Source organism: Methylorubrum podarium (genome assembly GCF_040270385.1).
Taxonomy (GTDB): Bacteria; Pseudomonadota; Alphaproteobacteria; order Rhizobiales; family Beijerinckiaceae; genus Methylobacterium; species Methylobacterium podarium.
Map to the genome: position 1 here is coordinate 1 of NZ_JBELQE010000114.1, position 13,995 is coordinate 13,995.

13 protein-coding genes are annotated in these 13,995 nt (G+C 71.3%); 9 read left to right on the forward strand and 4 right to left on the reverse strand.

Translation table 11 applies throughout. The features are described 5' to 3' along the window. Positions 1-80: 80 nt before the first annotated feature. Entirely contained in the window at positions 81-2,933 is a 2,853-nt protein-coding gene (locus ABS772_RS21745; protein WP_407943010.1) for a phosphoenolpyruvate carboxylase, read from the forward strand. 51 nt (positions 2,934-2,984) lie between these two features. Here ABS772_RS21745 and ABS772_RS21750 read toward each other — a convergent pair whose 3' ends face one another. Further along, entirely contained in the window at positions 2,985-3,230 is a 246-nt protein-coding gene (locus ABS772_RS21750; protein ID WP_183436985.1) for a hypothetical protein, read from the reverse strand. Positions 3,231-3,520: 290 nt separating this feature from the next. Between ABS772_RS21750 and ABS772_RS21755 the strand changes: the two genes are divergently transcribed. The 6 genes from ABS772_RS21755 to ABS772_RS21780 all read left to right on the forward strand — a co-directional run bounded on the left by ABS772_RS21755 (position 3,521) and on the right by ABS772_RS21780 (position 9,287). Beyond that, positions 3,521-3,733: a hypothetical protein gene (locus tag ABS772_RS21755; RefSeq protein ID WP_350396834.1), complete on the forward strand. Its 213-nt coding sequence runs from the start codon at positions 3,521-3,523 to the stop codon at positions 3,731-3,733. A gap of 35 nt (positions 3,734-3,768) precedes the next feature. Continuing rightward, complete coding sequence (locus ABS772_RS21760) at positions 3,769-4,113, forward strand: hypothetical protein (protein WP_350396835.1); 345 nt, start codon at positions 3,769-3,771, stop codon at positions 4,111-4,113. A 432-nt stretch (positions 4,114-4,545) separates the two neighbouring features. Continuing rightward, on the forward strand, positions 4,546-5,025 hold the full coding sequence (locus ABS772_RS21765) for a (2Fe-2S)-binding protein (protein WP_350396872.1): 480 nt from the start codon (positions 4,546-4,548) through the stop codon (positions 5,023-5,025). Then, a complete protein-coding gene (locus ABS772_RS21770) occupies positions 5,022-7,367 on the forward strand; it encodes a xanthine dehydrogenase family protein molybdopterin-binding subunit (protein ID WP_350396836.1) in 2,346 nt (781 codons plus the stop codon). Before ABS772_RS21765 ends, ABS772_RS21770 begins: the two co-directional genes overlap by 4 nt. Positions 7,368-7,558: 191 nt before the next feature. Next, positions 7,559-7,945 (forward strand): hypothetical protein, encoded by a 387-nt coding sequence (locus ABS772_RS21775; RefSeq protein WP_350396837.1) that lies wholly within the window; start codon positions 7,559-7,561, stop codon positions 7,943-7,945. Between the two features lie 196 nt (positions 7,946-8,141). After that, on the forward strand, positions 8,142-9,287 hold the full coding sequence (locus tag ABS772_RS21780) for a sensor histidine kinase (RefSeq protein ID WP_350396839.1): 1,146 nt from the start codon (positions 8,142-8,144) through the stop codon (positions 9,285-9,287). A 43-nt stretch (positions 9,288-9,330) separates the two neighbouring features. Here the strand turns inward: ABS772_RS21780 and ABS772_RS21785 are convergent, their stop codons facing one another. Beyond that, positions 9,331-9,600 carry a hypothetical protein gene (locus ABS772_RS21785; protein ID WP_238257481.1) on the reverse strand — a complete coding sequence of 90 codons (270 nt, stop codon included), beginning with the start codon at positions 9,598-9,600 and terminating at the stop codon, positions 9,331-9,333. Positions 9,601-9,790: 190 nt separating this feature from the next. Between ABS772_RS21785 and ABS772_RS21790 the strand changes: the two genes are divergently transcribed. Further along, the gene (locus ABS772_RS21790) at positions 9,791-11,626 is read left to right on the forward strand and encodes a pyrroloquinoline quinone-dependent dehydrogenase (RefSeq protein ID WP_350396840.1); all 1,836 of its coding nucleotides are present in this window, start codon (positions 9,791-9,793) and stop codon (positions 11,624-11,626) included. 12 nt (positions 11,627-11,638) lie between these two features. On the opposite strand, the gene ABS772_RS21795 is transcribed toward ABS772_RS21790, so the two are convergent. Together ABS772_RS21795 and ABS772_RS21800 are read right to left on the reverse strand one after the other, a co-directional pair. Then, positions 11,639-12,160, reverse strand: coding sequence for a hypothetical protein (locus ABS772_RS21795; RefSeq protein ID WP_350396841.1), 522 nt, complete (start codon positions 12,158-12,160; stop codon positions 11,639-11,641). Between the two features lie 77 nt (positions 12,161-12,237). After that, positions 12,238-12,651, reverse strand: a complete 414-nt coding sequence (locus ABS772_RS21800; RefSeq protein WP_350396842.1) for a hypothetical protein — start codon at positions 12,649-12,651, stop codon at positions 12,238-12,240. A 236-nt stretch (positions 12,652-12,887) separates the two neighbouring features. Here ABS772_RS21800 and ABS772_RS21805 point away from each other — a divergent pair, with 236 nt between their 5' ends. Further along, entirely contained in the window at positions 12,888-13,994 is a 1,107-nt protein-coding gene (locus ABS772_RS21805; RefSeq protein ID WP_350396843.1) for an efflux RND transporter periplasmic adaptor subunit, read from the forward strand. Position 13,995 lies beyond the last annotated feature (1 nt).

Below are 13,995 nucleotides of genomic sequence, written 5' to 3' on the forward strand. Positions count from 1 at the left end.
CTCCCGCGCCGATCCCCGCCGCCCCGCCCGCCCAACCGACGGAAGCGCCCTCGCAGGCGACGGATCGCGACGCCCCCCATTTGGAGGCCGAGCTTCTCGACCTCGTCGCCCGCACCCGCGAGCAGGCGAGCGAGGACCCGTTCCGCAACCCCGTGCTGGCCGTCACGCTCGCCATCACCCGCCGGCTCGACCGCGACGAGATCGGCGAATCGGATCTCGACGCCCTGCTCGCCACCCTGCGGCGGCGGGCTCTTTCCGCCCGGGCCGAGCGGCTGCGCGGCTATGTCGGCCTCGATGCCGACGCGTCGACCGGGGAGCCGGCCCCCGTGGCGGAGCTCGCGAATCGGCTCGTGGCGGCGGTGGCGCGGGGCTCGGGCGACTTCGAGACGTTCCGTGACCGCGTCGGCCGCACCGCCTTCGCGGCGGTGTTCACGGCGCACCCCACCTTCGGCATGCCGCGGGCCGTGGCCGAGCTGATCGCGCGGGCCGCCTCGCTCGCCGACGCCGACAAGCGCGCGCCGATCATCGGCGAGGCCGCCGCCCGCTCGACCCGGCCCGACCCGCAGATCAGCCTCGACGACGAGTTCGAGCAGGCCTGCGTCGCCGCCAACCACGGCCGCGCGGCGATCGACGCCTTCAACGGCGCGATCCTCGACGCCGCCCGCGCCCGCTGGCCGGATCGCTGGACCGAGCTCGTGACCAAGCCGCTCGCCATCGCGAGCTGGGTCGGCTGCGACACCGACGGCCGCACCGATATCGGCTGGTGGGACACCATGCGCTACCGGCTGATCTCGAAGCGCATGCAGTTCGATCGCCTCCTGCGCGACCTGCCCGACATCCCGGCGACCCGCGTGGTGCGCGAGCTGACCGCGGGCGCGCGGGCGGCCGTCGAGCGTCAGCTCGCGGGCGCGCCGCTGCTGGGCACCAAGCCCTCGCTGGAGGCGGTCCACCGCTTCGCCCTCGGCCTCATCATCGAGCGCGAGCGGGCGCAGACCGATGCCGGGCCGATCCTGGCCGGGCTCGCCGCCGCGCTCGGCGCCGCCGAGACCGACGCGGATCGCCGCGTCATCGCCGTGCTGCGTTCCGGCGTCGCCGCCCACGGCCTCTCGAACGCCCTGCCGCATTTCCGGCTCAACGCCAGCCAGATCCACAACGCCGTGCGGCGCGTCATCGAACTGGAGGGCGAGCCGACCGACGCCGCGCAGCGCCGCTCGCACCTCGCGGCGATCAACACGCTGCTCAACGACGTGCGGCCGGTGCCGGTCGATTTCGGCGCGCTCGCCGCCGAGCGGGCCTCGGCCGCGCGGCTGATGATGACGATCACCCAGATCCTCAAGCACGTCGACGGCACCCACCCGGTCCGCTTCCTCATCGCCGAGACCGAGACCGGCTACACCCTGCTCGCCGCCCTCTGGCTCGCGCGCCACTACGGCATCTCCGACAAGCTCGAGATCACGCCGCTGTTCGAGACCGCGAGCGCGCTGGAACAGGGCATCCGCGTCCTCGACGACGCGCTCCGCAACCCGCATTGGCGCGCCCACCTCAAGCGGCTCGGCCGGCTCTCGGTGCAGTTCGGCTACTCGGATTCCGGGCGCTATGTCGGCCAGTTGGCTGCGACCTTCTGGATCGAGCGCCTGCGCCTGCGCATCACCGAGCTGATGACGCAGAACGGGCTGTCCGACATCGAGCTCGTCATCTTCGACACCCACGGCGAGTCGATCGGCCGCGGCGCCCACCCGACGAGCCTGCGCGACCGCCTCGCCTATCTCGCACCGGAGGATTCGCGTCGGCGCAACGCGAAGGCCGGCATCCGCGAGCGGCTGGAATCGAGCTTCCAGGGCTCGGACGGCTACCTGATGTTCGGCTCACCCGAACTCGCGGGCGCCTCGGTGGCCCGCATCGCCGAGCACGTCTTCGCCGACGCCCTGACCGAGGACGACGCCTTCGCCGACTACGCCCTCAACGACCGGGCGGCCGCCCCCGTCGCCGACCCGATCTACGAGGAGGCCGACTTCGCCGCGGAGTTCTTCCGCGTGGTCCGCCAGGACATGGAGACGCTGGTCGACGACCGCGGCTACGCAGCCCTGCTCGGCACCTTCGGCCCGAGCCTGATCGACCGCACCGGCTCGCGCCCGGTGGCGCGCCAGTCGGACGGCGGCGGCCCGGCCGCCATCACCCATCCGCGCCAGATGCGGGCGATCCCCAACAACGCGATCCTGCAGCAGCTTGGCTATCTCGCGAACTCGCTCCACGGCGTCGGCCGCGCCGCGCACCGGGCGCCGGAGCTCTTTCGCCACATGCGGGCGAACTCCGTGCGCTTCTCCCGCGCCTTCCGCCTCGTGCAGCACGCCGCCAGCGTCGGCGACCTCGACGTGATGCGCGCCTATATCGACACCCTCGACCCGGCGGTCTGGCTGGAGCGGGCCCGCCGCACGCGGCGCGACGCCCGGCGCGACGAACTCGTCACCATCGCCGCGGCGCTGGAGCGGCTGAACCTCGCCCCTGATCTCCGGCGCCTTTTCGGCCGGCTCACCCGCGACGGACTGTTCCTCCAGGCCGCGGCGCCGGACCTCGCCGCGATGTCGACTCGGCTCGCCCTGCTCCACGCGATCCGCCTCGCGCTGATCCACCGGATCTGGTTCCTGGCCGCCCACATCCCGAGCTTCCGGCCGCAGGCGGGCCTCACCCGGGAGATGCTGCTGGAACGCTTCCTGCGCCTCGACATCGACGGCTGCCTGAAGCTGCTCGACGAGATCTATCCGGTCACGCCCGACCCGACGCTCGGCCTCAATTTTGGCGAGCCGCCGGGACCGCGCGACGTCGGCACCTACGAGACCGAGCATAATACCCTATTCGGCCCGATCCGGCGGATGTTCGAGCGGGTGCGGGAGATCTCGGGAATCATCCAGCACGAGGTCGGCGCCTTCGGCTGAGTGCGAAAGGCGAGGTCGAAAGGAGAGGGCGGCCCGCCGCCCCCTCCGGTCTCAGTGCTTGAGCATGCTCTCGAAGCTCGCGTCGGGCTCGACCTTGCCGGCGAAGCGGGCGAGCCGGCTCAGGCTCGGCTCGGCGAGGCCGCCGGCATTGGCGTAGGTGGCGAGCGCGAAGCTCACGAGGAGCTCGGCCTCCTCGTGGGTCATGGCCCGGCCGCTCAGGGTACTGGCCGCCCCGCGCACCGCGAGGGCGGCTTGGCGGAAGGCGGGGTCGTTCTTCAGTTCGTCCAGGCGACTCATCGGGCGTCCTCGGGGCCGTATTCGGTGGTGCGTGGTGCCGCCGGCCGGGCGGCGCGGCCGGCAATCTCTCGTGAAACGCGCGTCGCGCCCTCCCGTCTCCCGAACGGGCCGGACTCGCGCGCGGCACTCTAAGCGCGGCTTAAGTGAACTCCGCCCGAACGGAAACCTCGCCCCGCCCAAGGCGCGGTCCGGTTGTTCCACCATCCCCCTCGCCATCGCCGCGGGCAGCGGTAGATTCGCGAGTTCGCGAAAGGTGGTCGGCAAAGACGGCCTGCATGGGAGGGCGCACCATGGAACGCAGCGATGGCCCCGCCACGGGGATCGGTCCGGACGAGACGCGGGAGCCCGCCTATCTCGACGGCCGCCGCGCCGCCGAACGGCGCGAGGCACCGGACGGCAACCCCCATCCGCCGGGCTCGAACGAGCACCGCCTCTGGCAGGCGGGCCATGCCTCGGTGACCGCGCCCGACGTCGTCGCCGACAAGATCGGCGATTTCGCCTGAGGGGCTGGCCCGACGATCAAGGCAGGGGAGCGACGATGCGGGTGCTGGAAACGCCGGACGGGCGCTACATCGTCGTGCACGGCCGGCTGTGGCGGCGGCACCGGCCCGATCTCGAACCGATGCAGCGCGACCGCCTGGTTCGCGACCTGATGGATGCCCGCCGCGCGGTGCGCGCCGCCAAGCGTTCCGGCGACGAGGCGGCGCTCGTCCGCGCCCGCGCGGCGGTCGATGGCGCCAAGAACGGGCTCGGCGAGCGGGGACCGGTCTGGTGGACGGACGGCGCGCCCGACCTCAACCGGCGCATGATCGCCAACACGCCCTACGCCGAGTGGTACGCCGCCCTGCCCGAAGCCGTGAAGGCCGACCACGACCGCCGTTGAGGGGGGGGCGGCCCGATGCAGCATTTGCTGCAACGCTCGTGTGCGCGACCGCACAGACGGTTCCGCGGTTTCGCCCGAACCGCGCCCGACTCCCCCTCCGCAGCGCGAAAGCCTCGGCCACGACCAAGTCGTGCGATTGCCACAGCCTCCCAGTTCTGATTAATTCCAGATAAGAAATGCAGTCGAGGCCCCACCACGGCCTCCGCATCGTCGCGGCGGAGCGACAACGCCGCCCCCGCGACCGACGACAGCATCACCAAGAGCCGGACGGCATCGCCCGTGAACCGGCCGCCACGGCACCGATCCACCCGCCCGTCGGGCTTCGGACCGGTCCCGGTACGGCATCCATGGGGTACGGCAGATCGATCCGGCGGCCGGGCGGGCATCCCTTCCGCTCGCGCGCCCTCCAATCTGAAACGGCAGATGGCAGCGATGATAAAACTCACGGTCAACGGAGCCGAACGCAGCTTCGACGGCGATCCCGAGATGCCGTTGCTCTGGTATCTGCGTGACGAACTGGGCCTGACCGGCACCAAGTTCGGCTGCGGCATCGCCCAGTGCGGCGCCTGCACGGTCCATCTCGGCGGTACCGCCGCGCGGGCCTGCATCACCCCCGTCTCCGCGGCGGAAGGCCAGGAGATCACGACGATCGAAGGACTCTCGCCCGACGGCAATCACCCGGTCCAGGTGGCGTGGCGCGATCTGAACGTGGCCCAGTGCGGCTACTGCCAGACCGGCCAGATCATGCAGGCGGCCTCGCTCCTGAAGGACAGCCCGAAGCCGACCGATGCACAGATCGACGAAAATATGAGCGGCAACATCTGCCGCTGCGGCACCTATCCGCGCATCCGCGCCGCGATCCATCAGGCTGCCGGCCAGACGGCGCCCGCGACCAAGGGAGACCGCCTGTGATCCACGAAATCAAGCTGATGGCCGACCTCGCCGCCTCCGACGCCGGCCCGGTCCGGATCGACAACGTCAGCCGCCGCGGCATCCTCGGCGGCATGGGCGCCCTCGTGCTCGCCCTCTCGCTCACGGATCGCGCCAAGGCCGACGAGGGCCAGACCGAGGAGCAGAAGGCCAAGAAGTTCGGCGCCGACGGCATGCCCAACGGCTGGCGAGACGACCCGAAGATCTTCGTCGCCATCGCCAAGGACGGCACCGTCACCGTCACCAACCACCGCTCCGAGATGGGCCAGGGCGTCCGCACCTCGATCGCCTTCACCGTCGCCGACGAACTCGAGGCCGACTGGTCGAAGGTGAAGGTGATCCAGGCCTGGGGCGAGGAGACCCGCTTCGGCAACCAGGACACCGACGGCTCCCGCTCGCTCCGCCACTTCTTCCAGCATTTCCGCCATGCGGGTGCGGCGGCGCGGCTGATGCTGATCCAGGCCGCCGCCAAGCAATGGGGCGTGCCGGCCGGCGAGGTGAAGGCCGAGAACCACGTCCTGACCCACGCCAAGTCCGGCCGCACGCTCGGCTACGGCGACGTCGCCGAGGCTGCAGCCGGCCTGCCGGTGCCGGCCCGCGAGAGCGTGGCGCTCAAGAAGCCGGAAGCCTTCCGCTACATCGGCAAGGGCAAGATCGGCCTCATCGACAACCACGACATCACGACGGGCAAGGCGATCTACGCCCTCGACGTGAAGCTCGACGGAATGCTCTACGCCGTCGTCGCCCGGCCGGCCGTCTACGGCGGCAAGGTCGTGAGCTACGACGACACCGAGGCCAAGAAGGTCCCGGGCGTGGTGAAGATCCTCAAGATCGACGGCGGCGAGATCCCGTCCGAGTTCATGCCGCTCGGCGGCATCGCGGTGATCGCCAAGAACACCTGGGCGGCGATGAAGGGCCGCGAGGCCCTGAAGGTGACCTGGGACGACGGCCCGAACGCCGGCTACGACACCGACGCCTTCCGCAAGGAACTGGAGAAGGCCGCCCGCGCGCCGGGCAAGGTCGTGCGGGTCGCGGGCGACGTCGATGCGGCGATGAAGACCGCCAAGACGAAGCTCGAGGCCGAGTACTTCGTGCCTCACCTCGCCCAGGCGCCGATGGAGAACCCGGCCGCGGTCGCGCGGATCAAGGACGGCGCCTGCGAGATCTGGGCCTGCACCCAGGGTCCGCAGGCCGCCCATGACCGCGTCGTGAAGCGCCTCAACCTCCCGGCCGACAAGGTGCGGGTGAACGTGACGCTCTTGGGCGGCGGCTTCGGCCGCAAGTCCAAGCCCGACTACGTGGTCGAGGCGGCGCTGTGCAGCCAAGCGATGGACGGCGCGCCGGTCAAGCTGGTCTGGACCCGCGAGGACGACATCCAGCACAGCTACTACCACACCATCTCGGTGGAGCGGATCGAGGCTGGCCTCGACGACAAGGGCATGCCGGTGGCGTGGCTGCATCGCTCGGTGGCGCCGACGATCGGCTCGATCTTCGCCCCCGATCCGAAGCACGAGCTGCCGTTCGAGCTCGGCATGGGCCTCGTCAACAACCCGCTGGCCCTGAAGAACCTGCGCTTCGAGAACCCGGAAGCCTCCGCCCACACCCGGATCGGCTGGTTCCGCTCGGTCTCGAACATCCCGCACGCCTTCGCGATCCAGTCCTTCGTGGCCGAGCTCGCCCACGCGGCGGGCCGCGACCCGAAGGACTACCTGCTCGACCTCATCGGCCCGGCCCGGAAGATCGACCCGACCGAGATCGGCGACGTCTGGAACTACGGCGAGGACCCGAAGCGCTACCCCGTCGATACCGGACGCCTGCGCCGCGTCATCGAGACGGTGGCCGACGGCGCCAAGTGGGGCCGCAAGCTGGAGAAGGGCCGCGGTCTCGGCATCGCCGGCCACTACAGCTTCGTCACCTACACCGCGGTCGCGGCCGAGGTGGAGGTCGATGACAAGGGCCAGGTGAAGGTCCACGCCATCGACATCGCCGTCGATTGCGGGCCGCAGGTGAACCCGGAGCGCGTCCGCTCGCAGATGGAGGGCGCGGTGGTGATGGGGATGGGCCTCGCGCTCACCTCGAAAATCACCTTCAAGAACGGCCGGGCGCAGCAGGCCAACTACGACGGCTACGAGGTCCTGCGCATCGACGCCGCCCCGAAGGCGGTGCGGGTCCATCTCGTGCCCTCGAACGACTACGACAGCCCGCTCGGCGGCGTCGGCGAGCCGGGCGTGCCCCCGGTCGCGCCGGCCATCGCCAACGCGGTCTTCGCCGCCACCGGACGCCGGGTGCGCGAGCTGCCGCTGCGCGACCAGCTCAGCACCTGAGCGCCTCTCGACGCTGGAGCGGGCGTGCTTCCCTCTCCCCCCTCCGGATGTCGGGCTTGCCCGATATCCGGCTCCCCTGTCCGAGTCGGGCAATCCCGGCTCGGATGGGGAGAGGGTCAACGACGCGGGCAACCCTCCGGGTGCCCCGCGACTTTCTCAAGGCATCCGTGTTGCACGAGGACCGACGCTTCATGACGCTCACCGCGCGCCTTCCCCTCGCCCTGTCGCTGGCCGGGATCCTGCTGACCGGGCCGGCGCTCGCCTCGTCCTGCTCCGAGCAGATCGCGAAGCTCGACGGCCGGGCGAAGTCCGAGGCGTCGGCATCGATCGCCGCCTCGACCGGCAGCAAGACCGTCGCGGCCCATCGCGAGGGCGAGGGCCAGACCGGCACCGGCGGCCAGACCGATCAGCGCGAGGCCCCCCCGGAGAAGTCGGCGGAAGCCGGCAAGGGCGCCGATCAGGCCCAGCAGGCCCGGGTCGCCCTGGAAGAGGCCCGCACCGCCGACGGCAAGGGCGACGCCAAGGGCTGTGAGGAGGCGGTCGCCCGCGCGCAGAAGCTCATCGACGCCAAGCCCTGAGGCCGGCGCGGTCCGCGCCGCATTCTCGGGGCCGATCCGGCACAGGACGGGCGCGGTCAGGCCGCGCCTTTCCATTTGATCTACACAGTCTATTTTTTCATTGCGGGCGCGTTTTTCCCACATTGCCGACACCGTCGTCTGCAATCGCGCGTCGTCGGCGCGAAAGCCCGCATTTCGGGAAACCTGAGACGACCCCATGACCGAGCTTTCGCCGGAGGCCCTGGACCTTCGGCTGCGCCAGCAGGCGATCCTGTCCGCGTTCGGCGTCGAGGCCCTGCGCGCCACCGAACTCCTGCCGCTGCTGCAACGGGCGACCGAACTCTGCGCGGAGGGAATGCAGGCGCAGTTCTGCAAGGCGCTCGAATACCAGCCCGCCCAGGATCTGCTCCTCGTCTGCGCCGGCATCGGATGGGAGCCGGACTGCATCGGCCGCGCGGTGATCGGCGCCGACCTCGCCTCGCCCGCGGGCTACGCCCTCAAGACGGGCCAGCCCGTGATCTCCAACCATCTGGAGAACGAGACCCGCTTCCGCACGCCGGAGCTGATGGCGAGCCACGGCATCCGCCGCGCGGTGAACGTGATCATCACCAACCGGGAGGGGCATTACGGCGTGCTGGAGGTGGACGACACCCGCGAGGGCGTGTTCGGGCCGGCCGACATCGCCTTCATGCAGGGCTTCGCCAACCTCCTCGGCAGCGCCATCGAGCGCCTGCGCTCGGAGGCGCAGCTCAAGGTCGCCCTGGAGCGGCAGGACCTTCTGAGCCGCGAGATGAGCCACCGGGTCAAGAACAGCCTCGCCGTGGTGGCCGGGCTCCTGGCGCTTCAGGCCAGAGGCACCGAGAACGAGGACGTGAGGAGCGCGCTGGCCGACGCGCGCGCCCGCGTCGAGGCGGTGGCCCAGGTCCACGACCAGCTCTGGCGCCAGCCGGACCTCACGCGGATTGACGTGGCCGGCTTCCTCGAAGCCTTGTGCGAGAAGCTGACGGAGAGCGCGGGCGCCCACGCCCTGCGCTGCCGCGCCGCGGCGGTCACGATGCCGGCCGACCTCGCGATCCCGCTCGGCCTGTTCGTGAACGAACTCGTCACCAACGCGATCAAGTACGCCTATCCCGACGGACAGGGCGAGATCCGCGTCGAGGCAGCGATGCGGGAGGATGGAGGGCTGACCGTCTCGGTCTGCGACGACGGCGTCGGCCTGCCGCCGGGCTTCGATCCGCTGAAAGCCCGGGCAAGCCTCGGCATGCGCGTCGTCGGCAACCTCGCGCGCCAGCTCGACGGAACGCTGTCGCTGAGGCCGGGCAGGGGCGCGCAGTTCGAACTGCGGATGGCACCCCGCCACTGAGCCGGGCCCGGCGCGATGGCCGGACCCGGTCCTCTTTCGGGGATCAGTTGCCCCCGGCGCCGCTGCTTCCGCCGCCGCCGCTGCCCTGGGGCACCGACCGCGAGGGCTGGTTGGCGTTGCCGCCGACCGCCGAATCGGTCTGGACGGTATCCGCTCCGGTGCTACCGCGCGGAACCGTGACGTTGGTGTCGGCACCGGTGTTGTTCTGGCCGCCGACCACGGGCGCGCCGGTCCGCGGCGCCGTCGGGGCGGTGGTCTGGGCAAAGGCAGGCGCGGCGAAAGCCAGTGTCGCGGCCAGGATCAGAATTCGCATCAATCTCTCTCGGTTGCGTGAAGTGACCGCCGCCGGAACGCTCGTCGAGCGCTCGCGACGGTCCCTTTGGGTTCGATAACTACGCAAACGGACGGAAGGGTCCGAGAAAGTCGCTCGGTCGAACGGTCGTGGCCGTTCGACAGGGCCGCCGCTCCACCGTAACCAGGAAGCGAAGGATGGGAGGACCTGCGTGCCACGCCACACGATGACGCTTGCCGAGCGCTCGAAGACGCCCTCCGGCCGGGGATGCGCCGCCCTCGCCGCCGCGCTGCTCTTCCTCCTGCCGGCCGTCCTGCCGGGCGCCTCCGCGCAGGAGACCGCCCGCTCCTCCGGCGACTGGCCGGCCTTCGGGCGCGACGCCGCCAACACCCACTATTCGCCGCTGGCGCAGATCGACCGCGGTAATGTCGGCCGCCTGCGCCCGGCCTGGATCTTCCAGACTGGCGTCACCGGCACTTTCCAGGCCGAGCCGGTGGTGGTCGAGGGCGTGATGTACGTCTCGACTACGGGCAACCACGTGGCGGCGCTCGAGGCGAAGTCGGGCCGGGTGCTGTGGACCTACACCCACAAGGCGCGCACGGAGAAGATCTTCGGGCCGCCCTCGAACCGGGGCGTGGCGGTCTCCGGCGGCCTCGTCTTCGAGGCGACCATGGACGGGCGCGTCATCGCCCTCGACGCGAGAACCGGCCGGCTGGTGTGGGACCGGGAGGCGGTCCGCCCCGAGGAGGGCGAGACGGAGACCGCCTCCGCGCTCGCGGCGACCTTGGGCGACAAGCCGGTCCAGGGCTCGAGCCGCCTCGGCTTCAAGATGCCGCCGCTGGTGGCCGACGGCCTCGTCGTCGTCGGGGTGACGGGGGCCGGCTACGGCCTCCATGTCGAGGACGAGAAGGGCGGACTCGACGGCGGCGCGGTGGTCGGGATCGAGGGCGGCTACGGCCGGCGCGGCTGGCTCGCCGCCTACGATGCCAAGACCGGCGAGGAGCGCTGGCGCTGGTACGTCACCAAGTCCGACGGCTGGGAGGGCGATTTCGCGGAAAAGACCGCGGACGGGCTGCCGCTCAACCGCGACATCGCCGCGGAGAAGGCCGCCGCCCCTCGGCACGGGGAAGCGTGGAAGGTCGGCGGCGGCTCGCTCTGGATGACGCCGGCCTACGATGCCGATCTCGGCCTGATCTATCTCGGCACCGGCAACCCGGCGCCGCAGAATTTCGGCCTGACCCGGCCGGGCGACAACCTCTACACGATGAGCCTCGTGGCGCTCGACGTGAAGACCGGACAGCTGCGCTGGCATTTCCAGCAGGTGCCGCACGAGCAGTGGGGCTACGACGTGGCGAGCCCGCCCTTCCTGCTCGATGTCCCCACCGAGAAGGGGACGGTCAAGGCGGTGGCGCAGGCGAGCAAGCTCGGCTGGATCTACGTCCACGACCGCGCCGACGGACGGCTCATCGCCAAGTCCGCCCCGCTCATCACCCACAAGAACCTGTTCGTGCCCCCGAGCCCGGAGGGCACGGTGGTCAGCCCAGGCCCCCTCGGCGCGGTCTCCTGGCATCCGGTGGCCTACGACGCGGGAAGCGGGTTCGCCTTCGCCCAGGTGCGGCACGGGGCGGCGACCTACACGGTGAAGACCGTGCCCGCTTCCGGCGGACGCGGCGAGGTCCGCTACACCGAGACCAGCGAGGCGAAGGGAGAGCCGGCCTTCTCGACGCTGACGGCGGTCGATCTCGCGCGGGGCGGCGCGGTGGCGTGGTCGCGCAAGGCCGGAAGCCGGCTCTCCGGCGGCACCCTCGCCACCGCGGGCGGCCTCGTCTTCTCGGGCGAGGAGGACGGGCATCTCGACGCGCACGACGCGACGACCGGCGAAATCCTCTGGCGCTTCCAGTGCGGGGCGGGGATCGGCGGGCCGCCGGTCACCTACACCGTCGAGGGCCGCCAGTACGTGGCCGTGGCCGCGGGCGGCGCCTCCTTCACCAAGGGGTCCGGCTTCGGCACCGGCGACGCCCTCGTCGTCTTCGCGCTTCCCGATTAGCGGGCAGCCGCCTCACTCCGCCGCGTCGGATTCCTCTTCCCCGTCGGCCGGCTCCCGCGGGTCGGCCTCGTCCTCCGACGCCTCGTCGGAGGCGGGGCGGGGTGTTCCGGCGGCGTAGAAGTCGCCCCGGCGTACGGCCTCGCCGCTGTTGGCCATGACGCTGAGATAGGTGTTGAGCGTGTTGGGCGCGACGTCGGGCAGGCGCCGCGCGATCTCGGCATGCGACAGGCCCTGCGGCCCGGCAGTCTCGAGAAGGGCCTTCAGCCGTCCCTTGGCCGAGTTGGCCCGCGGCCCGCGGCTGCCCCGCCCGCCGCCGCGCCCCGGACGCGCCTCGCCGGACAAGGCCGGCGCGGCCTGGCTCCCGTTGCCGTGGACGCCCTCCAGGGGCGCGCCCTCGACGATCGCCGCGAGCGACTTCTCCGCCACCCGGAGCTTGGCCAGTTCGATGGAGACGCGCTCGTACTCGACCTGGAGGTCGGCCATCCGCTGCCGGACGTCGGCCAGGGCCTTGGCCAGCGTATCGCCTTCAGTCATGACGCAATTCAATCCTCACGGGAAACATCCGGCCTACAGCCATAGCGGCCCGCCCGCGTCAACGGGGCCGGCCAGCCTCAGTTGCCGGGCGCACGGATCGGAGGCGGCAGAAGCTTGCCCGATTGATAATCCAGCGGGTGCGGCTTCGGTGGCGGCGCGTCCGGATTCTTGTTCCAGCCCCGCCGCCCCTCGTAGAGGCCGCACTCGACGAAGTGGACGAGCGGGTTGCAGCCGCTCTCGCGCACGTCGGGATTGGCCCTCAGGTAGCCCTCGGTGCTGAAACCGGCGCTCGGGTCGCGCCCCTCCCGCCAGCCGTAATGGATGTAGTGGACGAGGGGACCCTGCGGGAACGCGCGCACGTCCGGATACCAGTAGAGGTAATAGATCGGGTCGAAGCCCGGGAGCGGCGTCCGGACGATCGAGGACGGTGCCCGCCGCGTCGTCAGGGCCGGCAACCGCGCCTTCTTCAGAAACTTCTTGACCGCGATCACGGCTCTCGGGACTCGCTCGGAAGGGGCCGCCTTTCATCGGCGGATCGTCCGCGTCTGTCCAGTGTCGCGAGGTGACATTCGAGGGCGGACGGCGTCATCATCGGCCGTCACGGCCGGCGGATCGCGCCCGTCGCCGCGAAGATGGGGATCGCCCAGGATCCGGGTAGACCTCGCAAACAAAACCGGGCAAAAGTGGCAAATCGCGCGGAGAACGCGAGGGCTGTGGAGGCGGTGTGATGCGGCGGCGGGTCGTCCTGCCCGTGGGGCTGGCGCTCGGCGTGGGTGCGCTCGGCGCGCTCGTGCTGACGGATGCCGGAGCCGGCCTGCGCGTGAATGCCGGCCCCATCTTCTCCGACCTGCAGGCGCGGTTGTCCAGCGCGATGACGCCGGTCGCGCACCAGCCGCCGGCCGCGAACGGCCTGTCGGCGCGGGTCGCCGTCGAGGGCGGCCGGGCCGTCGTGCGTCTGAGCGACGAGGAGCAGAGCCGGATCGGCGTCGAGACGGCGCGGCTCAAGCGGATCGCCCACCGCATCGAGGTGCAGGCCTTCGGCTCGGTCCTCGACCTCGCGCGGGTCACGGAACTCACCAACAGCTACGCCAGCGCCAAGGCGCAGCTGCAGACCGCCGAGGCCAAGACGGAGGTCTCGCGGGCGGCCTATGTCCGGGCGCGCAGCCTCGGCCAGTACGCGACGAAGGTCCAGCTTGAGACGGCCGAGGGCACCTTCCGCACCGACGAGGCGGCGCTCGCCGCGGCACAGTCCCAGCTTCGGACGCTCGCGGCCACCGCACAGCAGGAATGGGGAACGGTGATCGGCCGCGCCATCGTCGAGCGCTCGCCGGCCATCACACGGCTGATCGAGCGCACCGACTTCCTCGTGCAGGTGACCCTGCCGCCCGGCGAGACGCTGAAGGCGCCGCCGGCCATCGCCCATGCCGAGGTCCCGCCGCAGAGCGAGCGCGTCACCCTGCGCTACGTCTCGCCCGCGACCCGGACCGACCAGCGCATCCAGGGCGTCAGCTACTTCTACACCGTGGCCGGCGACAGCGGGCTCCTGCCGGGCATGAGCACGCTGGCCTTCCTGACCTCGGAGCGCGAGACGACCGGCATCGCCGTGCCCGAGAGCGCGGTGGTGCACTGGCAGGGGAGCGCCTGGATCTACCGCAGCGTCGGCGACGACGCCTTCGCCCGCCATCCGCTCAAGGCCGACGCGCCGATCTCGGACGACGCCTACGTCGTGGACGATCTCGGCGCGGAGGCGGAGATCGTCGTGACCGGGCCGCAGGCCGTCCTGTCCGAGGAGTTGAAAGGGCAGATCCAGGCCGCCGACGCGGACGACGATTGAG

Bases quoted from the DNA above. Each gene is read 5' to 3' on its own strand.
- ABS772_RS21750 (WP_183436985.1), bottom strand. From the start codon at position 3,230: ATGAGTCGCCTGGACGAACTGAAGAACGACCCCGCCTTCCGCCAAGCC.
- ABS772_RS21755 (WP_350396834.1), top strand. From the start codon at position 3,521: ATGGAACGCAGCGATGGCCCCGCCACGGGGATCGGTCCGGACGAGACG.
- ABS772_RS21760 (WP_350396835.1), top strand. From the start codon at position 3,769: ATGCGGGTGCTGGAAACGCCGGACGGGCGCTACATCGTCGTGCACGGC.
- ABS772_RS21765 (WP_350396872.1), top strand. From the start codon at position 4,546: ATGATAAAACTCACGGTCAACGGAGCCGAACGCAGCTTCGACGGCGAT.
- ABS772_RS21775 (WP_350396837.1), top strand. From the start codon at position 7,559: ATGACGCTCACCGCGCGCCTTCCCCTCGCCCTGTCGCTGGCCGGGATC.
- ABS772_RS21780 (WP_350396839.1), top strand. From the start codon at position 8,142: ATGACCGAGCTTTCGCCGGAGGCCCTGGACCTTCGGCTGCGCCAGCAG.
- ABS772_RS21785 (WP_238257481.1), bottom strand. From the start codon at position 9,600: ATGCGAATTCTGATCCTGGCCGCGACACTGGCTTTCGCCGCGCCTGCC.
- ABS772_RS21795 (WP_350396841.1), bottom strand. From the start codon at position 12,160: ATGACTGAAGGCGATACGCTGGCCAAGGCCCTGGCCGACGTCCGGCAG.
- ABS772_RS21805 (WP_350396843.1), top strand. From the start codon at position 12,888: ATGCGGCGGCGGGTCGTCCTGCCCGTGGGGCTGGCGCTCGGCGTGGGT.